This window comes from Ensifer sp. Root954 (assembly GCF_001429005.1).
GTDB classification, from domain to species: Bacteria; Pseudomonadota; Alphaproteobacteria; order Rhizobiales; family Rhizobiaceae; genus Ensifer; species Ensifer adhaerens.
Genome location: NZ_LMJM01000005.1, coordinates 36,350 through 57,461 on the forward strand (window position 1 = coordinate 36,350; position 21,112 = coordinate 57,461).

Genomic DNA, 21,112 nt, shown 5'->3' on the forward strand with positions numbered 1-21,112 from the left:
CGGTATGCCCAATCATTCGGCCGCCTCCCGTTGTTCCTTCGGTGTTTCACCTGAATTCGCGGCCTCGTAATCGCGGCGCATGCGGCGCACGAGATCGAGTTCGGCCTGGAAGTCGACATAGTGCGGCAGCTTCAGGTGCTCGACGAAGCCGGTAGCCTGAACGTTGTCTGCATGCGAGATGACAAATTCCTGATCCTGGGCGGGTGCGACGATGTCCTCGCTGAACTCGTCAGTGCGCAGTGCCCGGTCGACCAGCGACATCGACATCGCTTTGCGTTCACTCTGGCCAAAGACGAGGCCGTAGCCGCGGGTGAATTGCGGCGGCTGCTTGGCCGAGCCCATGAACTGGTTGACCATCTGGCATTCAGTGACGCGGATCGCGCCGAGTGAGACGGCAAAGCCGAGTTCCGGCAGATCGAGTTCGACTTCCACTTCTCCGATGCGGACTTCGCCGACGAATGGGTGGGTGCGGCCGTAGCCGCGCTGGGTGGAGTAGGCGAGCGCCAAGAGGAAGCCTTCGTCGCCGCGGGCAAGCGCCTGCAGTCGCAGGTCCCGGGCCATCGGAAACTCCATCGGCTCGCGGGTAAGGTCGCCCATGACATGGCCCTCGGGCATCTGGCCATCTCCCTCGATCAGGCCTTCGCCGTCGAGAATGTCGGAGGCGCGCATCACATGCTCACCGGGCTCCTTGACTGCCGGTTCTTCGACCGCTTCGTCGGCGATCAGTGATGGGTCGAGCAGGCGGTGGGTGTAATCGAAGGTCGGGCCCAGAAGCTGTCCGCCGGGCAGATCCTTGTAGGTCGCCGACACGCGGCGCTCGACCTTCATGTCGGCGGTATCGACCGGCTCGGAGTAGCCGAAGCGCGGCAACGTCGTGCGATAGGCGCGCAGGATGAAGATCGCCTCGATCATGTCGCCGCGCGCCTGGCGGACGGCAAGGGCTGCGAGCGCACGGTCATAGAGCGAGGCTTCCGCCATCACTCTATCGACCGCAAGGCCGAGCTGCTCGACCACCTGGTCGATGGTGATGGAGGGAAGGCTACGGTCGCCACGGCGGCGATCGGCGAGAAGGCGGTGGGCATTGGCAATGGCGGCTTCCCCGCCCTTGACGGCTACATACATGGCTCACGCCTCCTTGAGCGAAAGACGGGTGGTGCGCGGCAGGCAGATGAGCTTGTCGCCGGCCGTCAGCACGAGATCGACGCCGCGCGGAAAGATCGCGCGATTGGCGGTCCAGAATTCGAGGAAGACGTCCGGCAGCCCCTTCACCGCAATCTCCGTCACGTCCTTGATGCCGGGGCCTTTGGCGGTCAGCGCAGGGCCGCCGCTCAGCGCTTCGACTTCGATGACGAGTGTCGTCGAGCGATCCGGATATTCCTGCGTGCCAAGCGAGAACTGGTCGAAGCCGGGGAAGGCCGCGCCCTTTTCGATGAAGGCGAAGCGCGCGTCAGTCTTGCTGGTGGTGAGCGGAGCACCGGTGTGGAAGGCGATCCACTGCGGAACGGCCGATTTGGAAAGTGCCGGCGTCAGCCAGACGGGCGTGTCATGGTCGCACAAAGTCAGCGCTACGGCTCCTGCGGCCGTAGCGAGCGGAGCCGGAGGCGTGCTCGTCGCTTCGAGGCGCTTGATCGTACCCGGGCGGGCAAAGCCGTCCATCAGGTCGCGGAAGACGGACTGAGCGGCAAAGACTGGATCGGCAAAGGCGCCGGCGTAAATCTGCGATTGGCTGGCCATCAGTCGTCTCCCCGAACCATGGTGAAAAAGTCCACGCGGGTGGCCGCGGTTTCTTCCGCCTTGCGGCGTTCTTCCTGGGCAAGCCGGTCGGCCACGCGGCCAAGCAGGGCCTCGACCTTAGCCCTGTCGCCGTCACGCTGGGCAAGGGCGTCGAAGATGGCGGCAAGCCGGGCGCGTTCCTTGTCGGTTCCGAGCAACTGCCCGTGGCCGATTTCGCCGGTCGAAAGGCGGACGGTGGCGCGCGACACCGTAGCCTCGCCGAGATTGAAGGGATCGCCGCCGCCGCCGATGCGGCCGCGCACCATGACGAGGCCGGTCTCGGGGCCTCGGACCGGGTGAACCTCGGGCTGATCTGCGAGCGCTTTCCAGGCGTCCTTGAGTTCGGCGAGCGTTGCCTGGGCGAGCAACCGCATGGCCTCCTTGCGCGCCGGGTCCGGCGGGCTTTCCTGCTTCACTTTCGCGTCCATCATTTTCACCTCAAATGTCTATTGATCTAGACAACTATACATCTTATACTTTTTCATAACGTCGGCAAATGACAGGCTTGTGACATGCCAATGCGAAAAGACACGGCAGCGCGAAAAGTGGTGGAGCGCCAGACCGGCGTCGCTCTCTGGCGGCAGATTGCCGACCGGATCCGCCTGGCAATCAGCAATGGCGACTATGACGCGACCGGCATGGTGCCACCGGAAACGGTGCTTGCGGGCGAGTTCGGCGTCAACCGGCACACGGTCAGAAGCGCGCTGGCGGCGCTGGCCGAAGAAGGGCTGGTGCGTCCCGTCCAAGGGCGCGGCACAATGATCGAGCGCAAGGAGCGGGTGAGTTATCCGATTTCAAAGCGCACGCGCTTCTCGCAAGGTCTTGGCCACCAGGTGAAGGAAATTGGCTCGCGGCTGCTCGGCCACACGGAATTGCCGGCAAGGGGCGAAGTGGCGAGCGCGCTTGCCATCAGGCCCGGTGATCCGGTGATCGAACTCAGAACCGTCAGCAGCGGCGATGGTCGACCGCTCTCGGTTTCCTCGAGCTACTATCCGGCGCATCGCTTCCCGCGCATGGCCGAAGAATTCGAACAGCTGCACTCCGTCACCAAGGCCTTCGCAGCCCACGGTCTGGATGATTATGTACGCGCCTCAACGGAGATCGTCGCCCGGCACGCTGACGCCGACGAGCTTGCGATGCTGAAGCTCTCGCCGGGCGCAATCGTGCTCGAAGCCCAGTCGATCAACGCCGATCTCGACGGCAAGCCGATCGAATATTCCCGTAGCCGCTTTGCCGCTGACCGGATGAAGCTGCGGATCGAGACTTGAGGCCGTCAGGCCGCCTCTGCCGGTCGCGATGACGTCTCGCTCAACCAGAAGCGTTCCGATCCCTGTCAGGAAATAAGGCAAAGGCCGTATTTCCGACGCGTTTTTGCCGCATGACCGGAGCCTGCATCAGGACCGCGCATTCGGGAATTCTCTAAGGGGGAGAATGGCAATGGCGACGTGGCGACCCGATCCTTCCTTCTATCCATCACCGCGCATGGCGGCCAAGGCTCCAAAGGAGACGCTCGCCTACGTGGCGGCTTTCGATCCGGACCGAAGAAGGCCGGACGCGATCGCCGTCGTCGATGTGGATCCGGCGTCGCAAAGCTATTCGCAGATCGTCGGGCAGGTCGAGATGCCGAATGTCGGGGACGAGTTGCACCATTTCGGCTGGAACGCGTGCTCCTCGTGCCTGTGTCCCAACGCACCGCATCCACATGTCGAGCGTCGCTACCTGGTGGTGCCGGGCCTGCGCTCCTCCCGTCTCCATATCATCGACACCAAGCCGGACCCCCGCAATCCGAAGATCGTGCGGGTGATCGAGCCCGCGGAAATCGCCGAGAAGGCGAATTATTCGCGGTTGCACACAACCCATTGCGGACCTGAAGGCATTTACGTCAACGCGCTTGCGGATCGAGACGGCAAGGCGCCCGGCGGCATTTTCCTGCTCGACCATCAGAGCTTCGATGTGCTCGGACAGTGGGAAATGGACCGTGGGCCGCAGAAGCTCGCCTATGATTTCTGGTGGCACCTCGGCCACGACACGATGATCACCAGCGAATGGGGCACGCCCGATACTTTCGAGAACGGGCTGGTGCCGGAGGTGCTGCTTGGCTCGAAATACGGCCGTCGCCTGCATTTCTGGGACCTGCACAAGCGCAAGCACGTGCAGGAGATCGACTTCGGCGAGGAACACCAGCTCGTTTTCGAACTGCGCCCGGCGCACGATCCGACCAAGGCCTACGGTTTCGTCGGCTGCGTCATCAGCCTCAAGGACCTCTCGGCGTCGATCTGGACCTGGTATCGCGACGGCGACCGATGGGCCGTGAAGAAGGTGATCGAGATCCCGGCAGAACCGGCCGATCCGGATCTGTTGCCACCGGTGCTGAAAGGCTTCAGTGCGGTCGCGCCGCTCGTCACCGACATCGACCTGTCGATGGACGATCGCTTCCTTTACGTTTCCTGCTGGGGCACCGGCGACATGATCCAGTACGACGTGTCCGACCCCTTCGCACCGAAGGAAACGGGGCGGGTCAGGATCGGCGGCATCGTTTCGCGTGCGAGCCATCCGAAGGCGAAGAACGGTGCGCTCAACGGTGGGCCGCAGATGGTGGAAATCAGCCGCGACGGCAAGCGGGTCTATTTCACCAACTCGCTCTATGGCGCCATCGACCCGCAGTTCTATCCCGAAGGCATCGACGGTTGGATGGTCAAGCTCGATGTCGCCGATGGTGGCGGGATCGCCTTCGACGAAAACTTCTTCGTCGACTGGCCAAAGGGTCATCGACCGCATCAGGTTCGTCTCGAAGGCGGCGACTGCTCGTCCGATTCCTATTGTTATCCGTGAGGAGGGAGCCGCGGTGCAGCCGGGTCACGGCGAATGACGACGGTCTGGCCATGGCTCTCGCTCGCCGGCCTCGGTGCCTTTCACGGCCTCAACCCGGCAATGGGCTGGTTGTTTGCGGTTGCGCTCGGACTTCATCGCCAGAGCAGCCGGGTCGTCTGGCTGTCCCTCGCACCCATTGCGGTTGGTCACGCGATCTCGGTCGCGACCGTGCTGGCGGTGGTCGCAGCATTCGGCTCGGTGCTGGATCCGAACACATTCAGGATCGCGGCCGCCGTGCTCATTCTGGGGGCCGCCGGCTACACCGCCATTCATGGCCATCGCCACCGCGTCCGGATCGGAATGCGGACCGGCATGGCGGGACTTGCGGTCTGGTCATTCCTGATGGCGACGAGCCATGGGGCCGGCCTGATGCTGGTGCCGGCGGTGCTCAGTCTCTGTCTTGCAGGTCACGCCGGCGAACTGGCGATGGCAAGTTCGCTGCCGGTCTCGCTCGCCGCCGTTGCAGTGCATAGCATCGCAATGCTGACGGTGACCGCGGTGCTGGCGCTCGCCGTCTTCACCTGGTTCGACCTTGCGGTCCTGCGTTCCGCCTGGATCAATTTCGATCGCCTCTGGACGCTCGCCCTCGGAGCAACCGGCGTCGCACTCCTCATTCAATGATCTGCATCGCAGCCGCCAGGCTATTGCCGCTGCGATTTTACATAAGCGATATAGCCGCGGACATCGGCGGCGGGCTCGGCATAGGCGGCCCCGAGCGTTCTTTCGATGCTTGCCATGTAGGTCTTTGCCCAGTCCGGCAGGTCATTGTCGATCGCGGCCAGGAACTCGAGCGTTGCTGCGAGCCGGATATCGGCGATCGAGGGCTTGGCGCCACCGATGAACGGCTTGTCGCCAATGTAGAAAGCGCGGAATACGTCGAGCGGTTCGGCAAGGGCTGCAACCGCTGCCTTCCGGGCGATCTCCTTCGTCGCGGCATCGGCATCGCTGCAGCCGACTTCGCCCGCGTAGAGCGGAAAGTTCAGCGCCGGATAGGTTGCGCGGGCAAGGTAGGGATAGAAGGTGCCGATCAGGTAGAACATGGCGCTGTCGATCATCGCGCGTGCTTCGGGTTCCCTCGGGTAGAAGTCATCAAGCCCATGTTTGTTGCAAAGGTACTGCATGATCGCGCAGCTTTCCCAAAGCGCGCCCCTGGGCAGGTCCGCGGTCTCGATCATCGGTGTCAGATGCGACGGCGCTCGTGCCAGATATTCGGGCGAGCGCGTCTGGCCGTAGACATCGTTTTCACTGAAATCGAGCTTGGCCGCGCGCAGGAACACGCGCGCGGTCATGTTGTTGACGCTGGGCTTGATCACGTTGAGCTGGATTGCGGACATGGCATTCCTCCCGGTTGATCGTCGTTGAACTGGTGCCGGCTCGCCCGCCGCAGACACCGCCACTTGGCTGCAGATCTCGCCAAGCGCCACCCTATCGCGGTCCGTATGGGTTCTTCGGTTGGCGATCGAGCGACAGCGTCGGCCGAGAGCGTTCGTTCAGGGCTTCGATCGCATCGGCGAGATGGACCTCGGCGATGTTATAGTCGCCGCGTTCAGTCCTGATCCTATGCGCTTCCATCAGGACTTCGGCATGGCTGTGACCGGCCGGCGGCTCGAAGCGATAGGAGGCAAGTTCAACCAGCAGCCCAAGCGGATCTTCGAAGTAGATCGAATCCATGAAGCCGCGATCCTTGACGCCACTGTGGCGGATCTTTCGCTCCTCGAGCCGCTCCACCGCCTGGTTGAATGTCGCGCGCGAAACAGCAAAGGCGATGTGATGCACACAGCCCATGTCGGTCGGGGTGCGCTCGGGATCCGGCGTGCGGTTCTCGTCGGTGAAGACGGTAATCAGGCGGCCGTCGCCCGGATCGAAATAGAGGTGGCTTTCGCTCGCCCGGTCGAGGTTCGGTTGCTCGAAAATGAAGGGCATGCCGAGCAGCCCCTCCCAGAAATCGATCGACGTCTGACGGTCCGCCCCGACAAGCGTGATGTGGTGAACGCCTTGCGATTGCAGTTTGCGCATAGCCGGCCTCCCGGGTTCGGCGGAGAATGTGGGCCGAATGGCTCCTGGCACCGCTTTCCACCGCATGCAATTGTCGCCCGTCGCGGGCAGAAGGCAAGCGCCAATCACGGGTGGGTTGGCGGGCGGCAAACGTGTTGTGGCTGGGCAATGCACAGCTTTTAGCCCACCCGACCTTCGTTCTGAGGCTGTGTCTGCCGAAGAAACCGTTTCCGACACGCGTGTTTTGATTTCCCCGGCAAACTTTCCTATCTTCCGGTTGCAGTATCCGCAGGGTGGATGGAGGACAGATGCCGGTCATGCGGCGGTCGAAGATCAGGCAGCGCCTGCTGATCATGCTTGTCACCGGTATCGGCGGCATGGCGGCGGCTGCGATTTCCTTTGCATCGGCGGTTTATGATGCAGCCAATCCGGTTCCTGTTCCGGTCATAGGTAAAGACCAGGTCGTCGACACGGGCCGGTGGCGGGTGACCATAAACGGCGCCCATATGTCGTCTCTGCCGCCGACCGGCACCAAACCGTTCGAGCCGAAGCGGTTCCTGCTGGTGAATCTCGAACTCGACAACCGGTCCGTGGCCAGCAGCAACGTCTTCATGAACCTGATCACGATCAAGGATGACGCCGCTCCGCTGCAGCCCAAGCCCACCTATTACCTGCCGAGGGACAAGTGGATCGCCAGCGCGATCAATCCGAACATGCCGGAAGACCTGGTCGCGGCCTGGGAGTGGCCGGCGGACCGCCCGGAACCGCAAACGCTTTCGCTGGCGATCGGCAAACAGATCTATAAGCCACGTGACAATCTCTACGGCGCGCCGAATTGGTTCGATGACGGCGAGGCCGCGGTCGTCGAGTTGCCGGTGACGCAAGCTGTGGAGACGAGGGAGCAATGATGTCGGCTTTCCGTACGCTGCTGCTTTGCGGCCTTGCAATCGCGGCGCTCTATGGGATGCGAAACAGCACCCCCGGCTACGGCGACATCACCGCGCCGATCGCCATTCGCGGCGCTGTCGGCGAGCGGGTGGAGACGCGCGACTTCGCTTTCGGCGCAGCCAATGTGCATCTGGCACGACAGCTCAAGGTCGAAAGTTTTGGACGGGTCAAGGACTTCTCCACATCCGGCATCTGGCTGGTCATCGAGGGCGCGGCCGTCGCCAAGACGGAAACGATGACGTTGATGTCTGCGGAATGGCTGGCGAGCAATGGTTTGCGCTACGCGTTGAGCCAGCGGTTCTCGACCGTGCCGGGCTATCTGCCGACGGAGCGGCTCGAACCCGGCCTGCCAAGGCCGGTGCTTCTTGCCTTCGAGCTTCCCGAGGCGGCCGTTGACCAGGGCACGCTGCTCGTCGCACGCAGTCGTGTGTCGCCGCTCGCCGAGGAACTGTCGATTGCGCTCGGCGACAAGAAGCCGGCCGAGATCAAGCCGTCCGTCACCATTGCGCGCAGCGGCAGCGGCGCGCCCTGGACACTGGCCGCGCACTGAGGGAGGTAGTCATGAGCGAGAAACGCACCTTCTGGACCTGCCTGCTCGCGTTGATCGTCGCGCTGCCGCTCGCCTTCGTCGCCCGCGCATGGGAAAGCCTTGGTGAGAGCCAATGGCTCGCCGGCGGTAGCCCGGAAGTCGTCGTTGCGGATGGAGCGGCGCAGGCCTTCGCCGGCGGGCAATGGAAGCTTATGGATATGCGACGCCTGCCGCGCACCGACGACGCACGCGTCATTCTTACCGAATTCGAGGCATCGCCGACCGATCTCGCCGCTTTGTCGAAGGGCGCCTGCCGCGTTCGACTGATCGACGACAAAGGGCGCCGCTTCGAACCGGTCACCCTGACCGAGCCGATCGTGCGAGAGATGTATCCGGAGGTGGCCGAGCGTCAGCGCTGCAGTGTCCTGGCCTTTACGGATGCCAAGGCCGGCAGCCCCGTCCGCATGGCCGAGAGCTTCATCGTTCCGGCGGAGGCGCGGGACCTTTCGCTGCGGATCGAATTTCCCGGCGCCAGTGACGAGACGCTGGTGTTCAAGTGGACGCGTAGTTGATCTCGGCCTTATCGGCCTGACGGGAAACGGCGTGTTCGAGCATCGCCGCCAGCAGGGTGATGCGCAGTGCATCGAGCACGATGCCGCCGTTGAGATCGCTGGGGCTGCCGATGAAAAGGCTCACGGCATCGAAAACGAGCCGCCAGCTCGCAAGATCTCCCACGTCCAGCGTCCGTGTTGCCGCGTACCACGTCCAGGCGCCGAGCCAGGCAATGGCATTGTAGGCGATGATAAAGGCGAAAAGTGCCGCCAGCCCCGAGCCGAGCGTCAGCTTCAGGCAGGTCCAGATCGGCGCATAGCGGGAGCGATAATCGCCGATGAAGTGGTCGAGAAAATCGGCGACCCATTTGCGCAGCGTGCGGGCGCGGCGCGGCTTTGGCGATGCCGGCCGGGTGCGCGGTGTTGCGCTCGAAAGCTCGTAGCCGTTGATGATGGCCGCCATGACCAGCCAGACGACCGGAAGGAGCGCATAGAAGAACAGGCCTGTGGCCTGGCTATCCCAGTCAGGTTTTCTCAATTCCACCGGCACGAAGGTCTCGGCGGCATGCGCAATGCCGGCGAAGGCGAAGCCGTTCATGCTCAGAAGCTTGCCGGCGCCAAGCCAGGTGATCACCTGGTCCTTCCAGACCGACAGGCCGTAGAGACCGATGAAGATCCAGCTTGCATCTGCGGCTACAATCAGAAGACGCCAGACGGGCGCTTCGCTCAGCTTGCTCATGCGTTTTGCGCCCCAGCGTACAAGCCAGCAGAGCGCGATCGACACGAGAACGCCGCGCGACCCCAGAATATCGAAGAAGTTGGCTTTTTCGCCGAAAGCGACGGCAGCAAGTGCTGACCGCGAATATTCGCGCACGGTATCGCCGAGAAGCCCCCAGGCGGCGTAGTAGGCAAAGAACGGCAGGAGGGCGGCGGCGGTGACGGCGAGCAGCCTGCGGTCGGCCTTCGGCACCTTGGTCTCGACAGGCGCCGCTGCCGGCTGCTGCCGGAGCGCTTCGAGCGCCGGCAAGCCCGGGCGAAGGACCATGAACATCAGCACGATGACGACGAGCTTCGCCAGCACGACGAGGGAGAGCGTGACCATGCCGCCGAGCGGATGCTGCATCCCGATCCAGACGGCTGCCCGCATCAGGAGATCGTGCACGATGGCGCCGCAGGCACCGAGCAGCAGGAGCTGCGGCCAGAAGCGGGCGAGAAGGCGCGCCATCAGGGCAAAGGGTCCGAACACTTCGGCGATCGACGTCATGCCGACACCATAGTTGCGTCGGCCGGTTACGACAACCGCTCGGGGCGAACGGAGAGAGGATGTCCTCCGCGTCGCCCGGCGTCAGATGTTGCGGCGCTTGCCCTCGATCAGGTCGAGCACCGCGCGTGCCGCATCGAGCACGTTGGTGCCAGGGCCGAAGACCGCCGACACGCCGTTCTCCATCAGGTAGTCATAGTCCTGGCGAGGGATGACACCCCCACAGATGACGATGACATCCTCGCCGCCACGCTTTTTCAGCGCTTCGGCCAATTGCGGCATCAGCGTCTTGTGGCCGGCTGCGAGCGAAGAGACGCCAATGACATTGACCTTGCTCGCAAGCGCCATGTCGGCCGCCTCCTCCGGTGTCTGGAACAACGGGCCGGCAAGCACGTCGAAGCCGATGTCGCCAAAGGCCGACGCGATCACCTTGGCGCCGCGGTCGTGGCCGTCCTGGCCGAGCTTGGCGACCATGATTTTCGGCTTGCGGCCGAGTTTTGCCGAAACCTCGTCGAGGCGGCCGGAGAGCACCTCGAGTTCAGGCTCGCCCTCATAGGCCTTGCCATAGATCTTGCTGACGACCTTGGGCGTTGCGGCATGGTCACCAAAGGCGCCGCGCATCGCATCGGAGATTTCGCCGACGGTCGCACGCGCCCGCGCCGCTTCGACGGCGGCCGCCAAGAGGTTGCCTTCGCCGGTCGAGGCGACCTTTGAAACCGCGGCCAGGGTCTCTTTCACCTTTGCGCTGTCGCGCCGCCGCTTCGTTTCCTCGATGCGACGGATCTGCGCGGCGCGCACGGCGCTGTTGTCGATTTCCAGGATGTCGATCGGCTCCTCGTTGTCGAGCCGGTACTTGTTGACGCCGACGATGATTTCCTCGCCCTTGTCGACCGAGGCCTGGCGGCGCGTCGCGGCCTCTTCGATCAGTCGCTTCGGCAGGCCGGCGTTGACCGCACGGGTCATGCCGCCCATCGCCTCGACCTCTTCGATCAGCGCCCAGGCCTTTTCTGCAAGTTCATTGGTCAGGCTCTCGACATAGTAGGAACCGGCAAGCGGATCGACGACCTTGGTGACACCGGTCTCGTGCTGCAGGATCAGTTGCGTGTTGCGAGCGATGCGCGCTGAAAACTCCGTCGGCAGCGCGATCGCCTCGTCGAAGGAGTTGGTGTGCAGCGATTGCGTGCCGCCAAGGGCGGCCGACATCGCCTCGAAAGCGGTGCGGATTATGTTGTTATAGGGATCCTGCTCCTGCAGCGAGACGCCCGAGGTCTGGCAATGGGTGCGCAGCATCAGCGAAGACGGCTTCTTCGGCTCGAACTCCTTCATGATCCGGGTCCAGAGCAGCCGCGCCGCCCGAAGCTTCGCCGCTTCCATAAAGAAATTCATGCCAATGGCGAAGAAGAACGAAAGCCTCCCGGCGAACTCGTCGACGTTCAGCCCTTTGGCAAGGGCAGCCCGCACATATTCGCGCCCGTCGGCGAGCGTGAAGGCAAGCTCCTGCACCAGCGTCGCGCCGGCTTCCTGCATGTGGTAGCCGGAGATCGAGATCGAATTGAACTTCGGCATCTCCTTCGCCGTATACTCGATGATATCCGCGACGATGCGCATCGAGGGTTCCGGCGGGTAGATGTAGGTGTTGCGGACCATGAACTCCTTGAGGATATCGTTCTGGATGGTCCCCGAGAGCTTGTCGCGCGAAACGCCCTGTTCCTCGCCGGCGACGATGAAGGAGGCGAGGATCGGAATGACCGCGCCGTTCATGGTCATCGAGACCGACATCTCGTCGAGCGGAATGCCGTCGAACAGGATCTTCATGTCCTCGACCGAGTCGATCGCAACCCCTGCCTTGCCGACATCGCCTTCGACGCGCGGATGATCGCTGTCGTAGCCGCGATGGGTCGCAAGGTCGAAGGCGACGGAAAGACCCTTTTGTCCGGCCGCGAGATTCTTCCGATAGAAGGCGTTCGAAGCTTCGGCCGTGGAGAATCCGGCATATTGGCGGATCGTCCAGGGACGCCCGGCATACATGGTCGCGCGCGGACCACGCACGAAAGGCTCGAAGCCCGGCAGCGAATCCAAATGATCGATGCCGTCGAGGTCGCCGGCCGTATAAAGCGGCTTCACCGCAATGCCCTCGGGCGTCTGCCAGGTGAGGCTTTCCGGCGCTGCCTTCAGTTCACGCTCGGCGAGCGTTTCCCAGTCCTTGGTGGTCTTTTCGGTCATCGGATGTTCTCCTGGATGATGGCGTCGACAGCCGTCGCCATCATTCGAATTCCATGATCAGTTCGTCGACCGCGAGGCTGGCGCCGGCGGCGACCGCCACGCGCTTGACCACGGCCTTCTTTTCGGCGCGCAGAATGTTTTCCATCTTCATCGCTTCGACCACGGCAAGAGCCTGCCCGGCCTCGACGGTGTCGCCGGCCTTGACCGTGACCGAGGTGATGACACCCGGCATCGGGCAGAGCAGCATGCGCGACGTGTCCGGTGGCGCCTTTTTCGGCATCAGCCGCGCCAGCTCCGCAACCCGCGGGCTTCTGACGTGGGCAATGGTGTCGATGCCGCGCCAGCGGAGCCGGATGGCGGTTCCAACCCGATCGACTTTGACGCTCAAGGGCTCATTGTCGATGTTGAAGGTGGCAAGGGTGCGGCCGGGAGCCCAGTCACCGGCGATCGTAACCGAGGCGCCGTCGGCAAATCGGACATAGGCACCATCGGCAGACGCGCCAGCGGTGACTGCGAAGTTGTGATCGCCGAGGCTGACCACCCAGTCGTGACCGACGATGCGACGGTGATTGCCGATCGTGCCGGAGATCTGGCTGGCGCGCTCCTGCAGCACCTGATTGATCGATACGGCGACGGCTGCGATCTTGCGAAGCGACTGCTCGTCGGCCGCAACGCCGTGGAAGCCGTCGGCGAATTCCTCGGCGATATAGGCCGTGGTCAGCCGGCCCTCTCGGAACCGCTGCTGTTGCATGACGGCTGCAAGGAACGGCAGGTTGTGACCGATGCCTTCCACCTCGAACTGATCGAGCGCATCGGCCATGGCATCGACTGCCGTCTTGCGATCCGGCCCCCAGGTGCAGAGCTTGGCGATCATCGGGTCGTAATACATCGAGATCTCGCCGCCCTCGAAGACGCCGGTATCGTTGCGTGTCACCGTGCCATCTTCGCGTCTGCCCTCGACCGGGGGACGATAGCGCGTCAGCCGACCGATCGACGGCAGGAAATTGCGGTAGGGGTCTTCCGCATAGAGCCGGCTTTCGATAGCCCAGCCATTGAGCTTTACGTCGTCCTGGCCGAAGGCTAGTTTTTCGCCGCTCGCAACACGGATCATCTGCTCGACGAGATCGAGCCCGGTGATGAGCTCGGTCACCGGATGCTCCACCTGTAGGCGGGTGTTCATTTCGAGGAAGTAGAAATTGCGCTTGCCGTCGACGATGAACTCGACGGTACCGGCCGAATGATAGCCGACGGCCTTGGCGAGCGCGACCGCCTGTTCGCCCATGGCCTTGCGGGTCTCGGCATCAAGGAAGGGCGAGGGGGCTTCTTCGATGACCTTCTGGTTGCGTCGCTGGATCGAGCATTCGCGTTCGCCCAGGTAAAGCGTATTGCCGTGTTTGTCGCCGAGCACCTGAATCTCGATATGGCGTGGCTCGGTCACGAATTTCTCAATGAAGATGCGGTCATCGCCAAAGGCGTTCTTCGCTTCGTTCTTCGACGACTGGAAGCCTTCGCGTGCCTCCTGGTCGTTCCAGGCGATGCGCATGCCCTTGCCGCCGCCACCGGCCGAAGCCTTGATCATGACGGGATAACCGATCGAACCGGCGATCCGAACCGCCTCGTCGGCATCCTCGATCAGACCCATATGGCCCGGAACCGTGGAGACACCCGCTTCGGCCGCGAGCTTCTTCGAGGTGATCTTGTCGCCCATCGCCTGGATGGCTCCAACCGGCGGGCCGATGAAGGCAACGCCTTCCTTTTCCAGGGCTTGCGCAAAGGCGGCATTTTCCGAAAGGAAGCCATAGCCCGGATGAACGGCATCGGCGCCGGTCTTGCGGATCGCATCGATAATTTTGTCGATGACGATATAGGACTGCGCCGAGGGCGAGGCGCCGATATGCACCGCCTCATCCGCCATGCGCACATGCATCGCGTCGCGATCGGCGTCGGAATAGACCGCGACCGTTGCGATGCCGAGCTTCTTCGCAGTCTTTATGACGCGGCAGGCGATTTCACCACGGTTGGCGATGAGGATTTTCTTGAACATCTTGTTTCTCTTTCAAATCCGGACTGCGCGTCAGCGTTTGAACTTGCGGCGATAGGGCAGAAGCGCGATCGAGGATGCTGCGGCAGCACCTCCAAAGAGCAACGCGAAAGGCACCACGACCATGAGGGTTGCGAGTACCGGGTTCGTCGAGCGTATGATGTGCGTGCCGACCGCGCCGATATTGAGCCAGATCAGCACGCCGGCCGTTATGGCCCCGATCGCAACGCCGATCAGCGCGTTGACGGTCATGTAGCGCAGCATCTGCCAGTGGTCGCGTCGGGCCTCTTCCGGTGTCATTACGCGTTCCGGCTCCCGTTCCATCGTCGCCTCCATCAGAGCGGGATCGTGTCGTGCTTGCGCCAGCGGACATCGACCTGCTTGTTGCGCAAGGATGCGAAGGCACGAGCGATGCGGCGACGCGACGAATGCGGCATGATCACTTCGTCGATGAAGCCACGCTCGGCAGCCACGAACGGATTGGCGAAGCGCTCCTCGTATTCTTTGGTGCGCGCCGCAATCTTCTCGGCATCGCCGAGTTCCGAGCGGTAGAGGATCTCTGTTGCGCCCTTGGCGCCCATCACGGCGATCTCGGCGGTCGGCCAGGCATAGTTGACGTCGGCGCCGATGTGCTTGGAGGCCATGACGTCGTAGGCGCCCCCATAGGCCTTGCGGGTGATCAGCGTCACCATTGGCACGGTCGCTTGGCTATAGGCGAAGAGCAGCTTGGCGCCGTGCTTGATGACGCCGCCATACTCCTGCGCCGTGCCAGGCAGGAAGCCGGGCACGTCGACCAACGTCAGGAGCGGGATCGAGAAGGCGTCGCAGAAGCGTACGAAACGCGCGGCCTTGCGCGAGCTGTCGATATCGAGGCAGCCGGCAAGCACCATCGGCTGGTTGGCGACGACGCCGACTGTCTGGCCCTCCATGCGGATGAAGCCGGTGATGATGTTGCGGGCAAAGCTCTGCTGCAGCTCGAAGAAATCACCTTCGTCGGCGAGCGCAAGGATCAGTTCCTTCATGTCGTAGGGCCTGGTGGCGCTATCGGGGATCAGGCTGTCCAAACGCATTTCGAGCCGCGCCGGGTCGTCGTGGAAGGGACGGACCGGCGGTTTCTCTCGGTTGTTGAGCGGCAGGAAATCGAAGAGCAGGCGCACGTGCTCAAGCGTTTCGATGTCGTTCTCGTAGGCTGCGTCGGCGACGGAGGACTTTTTCGTGTGCGTGCCCGCACCGCCGAGTTCTTCGGCCGTGACGATCTCGTTGGTCACGGTCTTTACGACGTCGGGCCCGGTCACGAACATGTAGGACGAGTCACGCACCATGAAGATGAAGTCGGTCATGGCCGGCGAATAGACGGCGCCGCCGGCGCAGGGCCCCATGATGACCGAAATCTGCGGGATGACGCCCGAGGCTTCGGCATTGCGGCGGAAGACCTCGGCATAGCCGGCAAGGGAAGCCACGCCTTCCTGGATGCGGGCGCCGCCCGAGTCGTTGAGGCCGATGACCGGCGCGCCGTTGCGAACAGCCATATCCATGATCTTGCAGATCTTCTGCGCATGCGTTTCCGACAGCGAACCGCCGAGCACCGTAAAGTCCTGGGAGAAGACATAGACCTGGCGGCCATTGATTGTGCCCCAGCCGGTGACGACGCCGTCGCCCGCGACCTTCTGGCCTTCCATGCCGAAGTCGACGCAGCGGTGCGTGACGTACATGTCGTATTCTTCGAAGGAGCCTTCATCGAGCAGCACCTCGATGCGTTCGCGCGCCGTCAGCTTGCCTTTGCCGTGCTGGGCGTCGATCCGCCGCTGGCCGCCGCCGGCTCTTGCTTCCGCCCTGCGGGCTTCGACCTGTTCTAATATGGCGCGCATGGTGCCCTCCCGATTTTTTGATGCCCGGCTTTTTCAACGATTGTGCAGAGGCGCTTCGAGCTTCGCAATAGCGTCGAAGACGGCATGGAAAAACGTCTCTTCATGTGCAAATGTGAAATAGAGTATTTTGTGAAACATAAATTGCAAAGTTGCAAACATGGCGATCGGCAAGCTCTACATCGGCCGCAAGGTCAGGGAACTGCGGGAAGCGAACAAGGCGACGCAAGGTCAGTTCGCTGAACGCATCGGTATTTCCACCAGCTATCTCAACCAGATCGAAAACAACCAGCGGCCGGTTTCGGCGGCGGTGCTTTTGGCGCTCGCCGAAAAATTCCAGATCGACATCTCCGAGCTTTCGACCGGGGAGGGCGATCGCCTGCTTTCGGCGCTCTCGGAAGCGCTCAGCGACCCCCTGTTCGAGACCTATTCGGCGAGCCTGCAGGAGCTGAAGCTCGTTGCCCAGAACGCGCCAGGCCTGGCGCATGCGCTGATCACCTGCCACCAGGCCTACCGCCGCAACAGCGAACAGCTTGCGAGCATCGACGACACCATCGGCCGCGGCGGCCCCTTCGTCGAAACGACGCCCTATGAGGAAGTGCGCGACTTCTTCCATTTCGTCGACAACTACATCCACGAGATTGATATACTCGCGGAGCGCCTGGCGAGCGAACTCGGGCTCGGCGAAGGCGACAATCATGCAGCGCTTGCAAGCTATCTGGAGCAGCGCCATGGCGTCCGTGTTGTGCGCGGTGCTGCCGGCGACGAGGCGATCCGTCGCTTCGATCCGCGTGCCCGTATCCTGACGCTCAATCCTTACGCGCCGCCAGCGACGCGCGACTTTCAGATCGCCCTGCAGATCGCCCAGCTTCATGCCCGCGAGGAGATCGACCGGGTGGCCGGCAGCGCCGGTTTCCGCACGGAAGAGGCCTATGAGATCTGTCGCATCGGCCTGCAGAACTATTTCGCCGGTGCGCTCATCTTGCCCTATCAGGCGTTCTCAAAGGCCGCCCGCGACTTGCGGCACGATATCGAGCTGCTCGCCGCCCGTTTCGGCGCGTCATTGGAGCAGGTCTGTCACCGCCTTTCGACCCTGCAGCGGCCGGGGCAGAAGGGCATTCCGATCTTCTTTGCCCGCATCGATCGCGCCGGCAACATCACCAAGCGCCATAGCGCCGCGAAGCTGCAATTCGCCCGCTTCGGTGCCGCCTGTCCGCTTTGGAACGTGCACCAGGCCTTCGAGACTCCGGGCAGAATCATCCGGCAACTCGCCGAAACGCCTGACGGCGTGCGCTACCTCTGTCTCGCCACCCAGATCACCAAGGGTGGCGGCGGTTTTCGCGCCGCGCAGCCGCGTTATGCGCTGGCACTCGGCTGCGAGATCTCCTACGCCGATGCTTTCGTCTATGCCGACGACATGGATCTCGGCAACCGCGCCGCCTTCGATCCGATCGGCATTTCCTGTCGCATCTGCGAGCGCACGAAATGCGCCAGCCGCGCCGTACCGCCATTGAAGCGTCGCCTGATTGTGGATCATGACTTACGCGGCGCTCTGCCGTATCGTCTAAGTGAGAACTGATTGGGCTTGTCTGTTCATTTTTGAACAGACCCTGTGAGAAGTTGCATATGGGCCTGCCGGAGGTTTGGTGTAACTAGGCCCTAATTGCTCGACTATGCGGTCAGGGAGGACATGCATATGGATTTTCGCCTGTCGGAGGAACAGGAGGCCATTCGTCAGATGGCGCTCGATTTCGCCCGCGACGAGATTGCCCCTCACGCGATCGACTGGGATCAGCAGAAGCATTTTCCGGTCGACACGTTGCGCGGCGCCGCCGCACTCGGCATGGCCGGCATCTACGTCCGTGACGATGTCGGCGGCACGGGCCTGACCCGGCTAGACGCTGCGATCATCATCGAGGCGTTGGCGACCGGCTGCCCCGCCGTCGCCTCCTTCATGTCGATCCACAATATGTGCGCCGGCATGATCGACCGTTATGGCACCGACGAGCAGCGCCAGCGGCTGCTGCCCAAGCTTTTGACCATGGACGTGCTCGCGAGCTACTGCCTGACCGAGCCCGGTTCCGGTTCGGATGCGGCGGCACTGAAGACAAAGGCGGTCAAGGAAGGCGACAGCTATGTGCTGACCGGCCAGAAACAGTTCATCTCCGGCGCCGGTGAATCCGGCCTCTATGTGATCATGGCGCGCACCGGCGAAGACGGCCCCAAGGGGATCTCGACCTTCATCGTCGAGAAGGATGCGCCGGGCCTGACCTTCGGCGCCAACGAGAAGAAGATGGGCTGGCACGTGCAGCCGACCCGCGCCGTCATGCTCGATGGCGTGCGCGTACCCGCTGAAAATCGCCTCGGCGGCGAAGGCGACGGCTTCAAGATCGCCATGGGCGGGCTCGATGGCGGTCGCTTGAACATCGCCGCCGCGTCGCTCGGCGGTGCTCAATCGGCCTTCGAAAGGGCGCTGGCCTACGTTCAGGAGCGGCGCGCCTTTGGCAAGGCGATCGGCGAATTCCAGGCGCTACAGTTCCGTCTCGCCGACATGGCGACCGATGTCGAAATCGCCCGCACTTTCCTTTGGCGTGCCGCTTCGGCGCTCGATGCGGGCGACCCGGAAGCGACGAAGCTCTGCGCCATGGCCAAGCGCTTCGTCACCGACCGCTGCTTCGCCGTCGCCAACGACGCGCTGCAGCTTCATGGCGGCTATGGTTATCTCGCCGATTATGGCGTCGAGAAGATTGTCAGGGACCTTCGGGTGCACCAGATCCTGGAAGGCACCAACGAGATCATGCGCCTCATCGTGGCGCGTTCGCTTATCGGCCGGAAATAGGCCAGAAACGGGAAAGACCGCTCATGGAAATGCAGACGCCAGCACCGGAAGTGATCGTCGAGCGCCAGGGCGTGGTCGGCCGGATCCGGTTGAACCGCACGCGCGCGCTGAACAGCCTCAACGTGCCGATGATCCGGTTAATCGCGGCGGCCCTGACCGAATTCGAGAACGATCCGGCGGTCGCTGCCGTGCTTGTCACCGGCGAGGGCGAGCGCGGGCTTTGCGCCGGCGGCGATATCCGCATGATCTATGAAAGCGGCCGCGAGCGGCCGGAGGAGGGCGCCCAGTTCTGGCGCGAGGAGTTCGTCGTCAACAGCCGCATCTCCGGCTACCGCAAGCCCTATATCGCCATCATGGACGGCATCGTCATGGGCGGTGGCGTCGGAATCTCCGCCCACGGCAGCCATAGGATCGTTACCGAGCGCACCAGGCTTGCAATGCCCGAAACCGGCATCGGTTACTTCCCGGATGTCGGGGCCACCTGGCTTTTGCCGAAGGCGCCCGGTGAATTCGGCACCTATCTCGGTCTCACCGGCCGGGACATCGTTGCTGCCGACACGATCCTTGCGCGGCTCGCGGACAGTTTTGTCGCTGCGGACAAGCTGGAAGCCTTGATCGCTGATCTCGCCGCACTTGCGCCGAGCGCGGGCAGCGTGGATGTCGACGGCGTGATTGCCAGGCATGCTTCGGAAGCTCCGGCAACGCCGCTTCAAGGCCATCTTGCCCTGATTGACCGTTGCTTTGCCTTCGATACGATCGAAGAGATCCTCGCGGCGCTCGAAGCCGATGGTTCCGATTTTGCCAGGGAGACGCTCGCGCTCTTGAACTCCCGTTCCGCGCTCAGCATGAAGCTCACGCTCGATCTCCTGCGCGCCGGCCGCCGCAGTGCTTCGCTGAACGAATGCCTTGAGCGCGAATACTCCGCGACGCTCGGCATGCTCGCCAATCCCGATTTCTATGAGGGCGTGCGTGCCGCTGTGATCGACAAGGACCGCAATCCGAAATGGTCGGTTGGACTTGCCGACGTGACGCCCGATAGGCTCGCGCGATTTGCGCGCAAAGATCACCCGCCACTGTTCTAGCGCCTGAGGATGGGGCGCAGTTCGGTTTTGGCCGAGTTTCAATGCGAGGAGGAATGACATGACGAAGATCGCCTTTATCGGGCTCGGCAATATGGGCGGTCCGATGGCCGCCAATCTGGTGAAGGCGGGACACGCGGTCACAGGCTTCGACCTGTCTGAGGCTTCGCGCAACGCCGCGGCGAAGACCGGCGTTTCCGTCGCCGGCTCGATAGCACATGCGGTGCGCGGTGCTGAATGCGTCATCACCATGCTGCCGGCCGGCGCCCATGTCCTCTACGTCTGGGATGAACTTCTCGGCTTCGTCGATCCGGGCACGCTCCTGATCGACAGTTCGACGATAGACGTCGATAGCGCCCGGAAAGCTCATATGCTCGCCGAAAAGATCGGCTGCCCCTCGCTCGACGCACCGGTTTCCGGTGGCACTGGTGGTGCTGCGGCTGGCACCTTGACCTTCATGGTCGGCGGCAGCGACGAGGCTTTTTCGCGCGGCAAGCCGCTGCTCGACGCCATGGGCAAGAAAATCGTCCATTGCGGAGGTGGGGGCGCCGGTCAGGCGGCGAAGATCTGCAACAACATGATCCTCGGCATTTCCATGGCCGGTGTCTGCGAAGCTTTCGTGTTGGCCGAGGGTCTCGGCCTGTCGCACCAGGCACTGTTTGACGTGGCTTCTACGTCGTCCGGCCAGTGCTGGTCGCTGACGACCTATTGCCCGGTGCCGGGCCCGGTTCCGACCTCGCCCGCCAACAACGAGTATAAGCCGGGCTTTGCCGCAAGCCTGATGCTGAAGGACCTGAAGCTGTCGCAGCAGGCAGCGAGTGCCGCTGGTGCGACGACGCCGATGGGCGCGCAGGCCGCGCAGCTCTATTCAATGTTCGAGAAACTCGGCCATGGTGGCGAGGATTTTTCGGCGCTGATCCGTCTGTTGCGCGGGAACGACGAGGCCAAGGCCGGTTAATTCATCCCGTGCCGATCGATTTCCGCCCGTTTAAGCGGGCGGAAAGTGGCTGCTGCTGCCTGTGGATAGAAATACCGTTTAATTTCAATGTGTTGTGAGATTTATGTCGGGCCCATGAAAATCCCTGTTGACGTCTGTGAGGATGGGGGTCTATAAGCCCGATCACTGACGAGGGCGGC

General features: G+C 63.0%; 20 protein-coding genes. 10 read left to right on the forward strand and 10 right to left on the reverse strand.

Annotated elements, in window-relative coordinates; translation table 11 throughout:
* Positions 1 to 12: 12 nt before the first annotated feature.
* Genes ASE71_RS05350 through phnG form a run of 3 tightly spaced genes read right to left on the reverse strand, consistent with a single transcriptional unit; the run spans position 13 to position 2,201 of the window.
* A complete protein-coding gene (locus tag ASE71_RS05350) occupies positions 13 to 1,122 on the reverse strand; it encodes a carbon-phosphorus lyase complex subunit PhnI (protein WP_060520522.1) in 1,110 nt (369 codons plus the stop codon).
* Positions 1,123 to 1,125: 3 nt separating this feature from the next.
* A complete protein-coding gene (phnH, locus tag ASE71_RS05355) occupies positions 1,126 to 1,734 on the reverse strand; it encodes a phosphonate C-P lyase system protein PhnH (RefSeq protein WP_029742727.1) in 609 nt (202 codons plus the stop codon).
* Complete coding sequence (gene phnG / locus ASE71_RS05360) at positions 1,734 to 2,201, reverse strand: phosphonate C-P lyase system protein PhnG (RefSeq protein WP_090301696.1); 468 nt, start codon at positions 2,199 to 2,201, stop codon at positions 1,734 to 1,736. Before phnG ends, phnH begins: the two co-directional genes overlap by 1 nt.
* Positions 2,202 to 2,291: 90 nt before the next feature.
* On the opposite strand from phnG, the gene phnF reads away from it, so the two are divergent.
* The 3 genes from phnF to ASE71_RS05375 all read left to right on the forward strand — a co-directional run bounded on the left by phnF (position 2,292) and on the right by ASE71_RS05375 (position 5,265).
* Positions 2,292 to 3,041, forward strand: a complete 750-nt coding sequence (gene phnF / locus ASE71_RS05365; RefSeq protein ID WP_029742729.1) for a phosphonate metabolism transcriptional regulator PhnF — start codon at positions 2,292 to 2,294, stop codon at positions 3,039 to 3,041.
* 169 nt (positions 3,042 to 3,210) lie between these two features.
* Positions 3,211 to 4,605 (forward strand): selenium-binding family protein, encoded by a 1,395-nt coding sequence (locus ASE71_RS05370; protein WP_034800094.1) that lies wholly within the window; start codon positions 3,211 to 3,213, stop codon positions 4,603 to 4,605.
* A gap of 33 nt (positions 4,606 to 4,638) precedes the next feature.
* On the forward strand, positions 4,639 to 5,265 hold the full coding sequence (locus tag ASE71_RS05375; RefSeq protein ID WP_029742731.1) for a hypothetical protein: 627 nt from the start codon (positions 4,639 to 4,641) through the stop codon (positions 5,263 to 5,265).
* 20 nt (positions 5,266 to 5,285) lie between these two features.
* Here the strand turns inward: ASE71_RS05375 and ASE71_RS05380 are convergent, their stop codons facing one another.
* Positions 5,286 to 5,978, reverse strand: a complete 693-nt coding sequence (locus ASE71_RS05380; RefSeq protein ID WP_060520523.1) for a glutathione S-transferase family protein — start codon at positions 5,976 to 5,978, stop codon at positions 5,286 to 5,288.
* A gap of 91 nt (positions 5,979 to 6,069) precedes the next feature.
* On the reverse strand, positions 6,070 to 6,660 hold the full coding sequence (locus ASE71_RS05385) for a VOC family protein (protein ID WP_060520524.1): 591 nt from the start codon (positions 6,658 to 6,660) through the stop codon (positions 6,070 to 6,072).
* Between the two features lie 287 nt (positions 6,661 to 6,947).
* On the opposite strand from ASE71_RS05385, the gene ASE71_RS05390 reads away from it, so the two are divergent.
* The 3 genes from ASE71_RS05390 to ASE71_RS05400 are packed head-to-tail and all read left to right on the forward strand — an operon-like array spanning position 6,948 to position 8,688.
* Positions 6,948 to 7,547, forward strand: a complete 600-nt coding sequence (locus tag ASE71_RS05390; RefSeq protein ID WP_060520525.1) for a hypothetical protein — start codon at positions 6,948 to 6,950, stop codon at positions 7,545 to 7,547.
* Positions 7,547 to 8,137, forward strand: a complete 591-nt coding sequence (locus ASE71_RS05395; protein WP_063891225.1) for a hypothetical protein — start codon at positions 7,547 to 7,549, stop codon at positions 8,135 to 8,137. Before ASE71_RS05390 ends, ASE71_RS05395 begins: the two co-directional genes overlap by 1 nt.
* Positions 8,138 to 8,148: 11 nt before the next feature.
* Positions 8,149 to 8,688, forward strand: coding sequence for a hypothetical protein (locus ASE71_RS05400; protein WP_060520527.1), 540 nt, complete (start codon positions 8,149 to 8,151; stop codon positions 8,686 to 8,688).
* Here the strand turns inward: ASE71_RS05400 and ASE71_RS05405 are convergent.
* The 5 genes from ASE71_RS05405 to ASE71_RS05425 all read right to left on the reverse strand — a co-directional run bounded on the left by ASE71_RS05405 (position 8,669) and on the right by ASE71_RS05425 (position 16,060).
* Positions 8,669 to 9,931, reverse strand: a complete 1,263-nt coding sequence (locus ASE71_RS05405) for a hypothetical protein (RefSeq protein ID WP_060520528.1) — start codon at positions 9,929 to 9,931, stop codon at positions 8,669 to 8,671. The two genes, ASE71_RS05400 and ASE71_RS05405, sit on opposite strands and share 20 nt — an antisense overlap.
* 81 nt (positions 9,932 to 10,012) lie before the next feature.
* Complete coding sequence (gene scpA / locus ASE71_RS05410; protein WP_060520529.1) at positions 10,013 to 12,151, reverse strand: methylmalonyl-CoA mutase; 2,139 nt, start codon at positions 12,149 to 12,151, stop codon at positions 10,013 to 10,015.
* A 40-nt stretch (positions 12,152 to 12,191) separates the two neighbouring features.
* Positions 12,192 to 14,195, reverse strand: coding sequence for an acetyl/propionyl/methylcrotonyl-CoA carboxylase subunit alpha (locus tag ASE71_RS05415; protein ID WP_060520530.1), 2,004 nt, complete (start codon positions 14,193 to 14,195; stop codon positions 12,192 to 12,194).
* A gap of 30 nt (positions 14,196 to 14,225) precedes the next feature.
* Entirely contained in the window at positions 14,226 to 14,492 is a 267-nt protein-coding gene (locus ASE71_RS05420; RefSeq protein WP_060520538.1) for a hypothetical protein, read from the reverse strand.
* Positions 14,493 to 14,527: 35 nt separating this feature from the next.
* The gene (locus ASE71_RS05425) at positions 14,528 to 16,060 is read right to left on the reverse strand and encodes an acyl-CoA carboxylase subunit beta (protein ID WP_060520531.1); all 1,533 of its coding nucleotides are present in this window, start codon (positions 16,058 to 16,060) and stop codon (positions 14,528 to 14,530) included.
* Positions 16,061 to 16,217: 157 nt separating this feature from the next.
* On the opposite strand from ASE71_RS05425, the gene ASE71_RS05430 reads away from it, so the two are divergent.
* The 4 genes from ASE71_RS05430 to mmsB all read left to right on the forward strand — a co-directional run bounded on the left by ASE71_RS05430 (position 16,218) and on the right by mmsB (position 20,933).
* Positions 16,218 to 17,636 carry a helix-turn-helix domain-containing protein gene (locus tag ASE71_RS05430; RefSeq protein ID WP_029742744.1) on the forward strand — a complete coding sequence of 473 codons (1,419 nt, stop codon included), beginning with the start codon at positions 16,218 to 16,220 and terminating at the stop codon, positions 17,634 to 17,636.
* Between the two features lie 117 nt (positions 17,637 to 17,753).
* The gene (locus tag ASE71_RS05435) at positions 17,754 to 18,896 is read left to right on the forward strand and encodes an isobutyryl-CoA dehydrogenase (protein WP_060520532.1); all 1,143 of its coding nucleotides are present in this window, start codon (positions 17,754 to 17,756) and stop codon (positions 18,894 to 18,896) included.
* A gap of 23 nt (positions 18,897 to 18,919) precedes the next feature.
* The gene (locus ASE71_RS05440) at positions 18,920 to 19,978 is read left to right on the forward strand and encodes an enoyl-CoA hydratase/isomerase family protein (protein ID WP_060520533.1); all 1,059 of its coding nucleotides are present in this window, start codon (positions 18,920 to 18,922) and stop codon (positions 19,976 to 19,978) included.
* A gap of 58 nt (positions 19,979 to 20,036) precedes the next feature.
* Complete coding sequence (gene mmsB / locus ASE71_RS05445; RefSeq protein ID WP_060520534.1) at positions 20,037 to 20,933, forward strand: 3-hydroxyisobutyrate dehydrogenase; 897 nt, start codon at positions 20,037 to 20,039, stop codon at positions 20,931 to 20,933.
* The last annotated feature ends 179 nt before the right edge of the window (positions 20,934 to 21,112 follow it).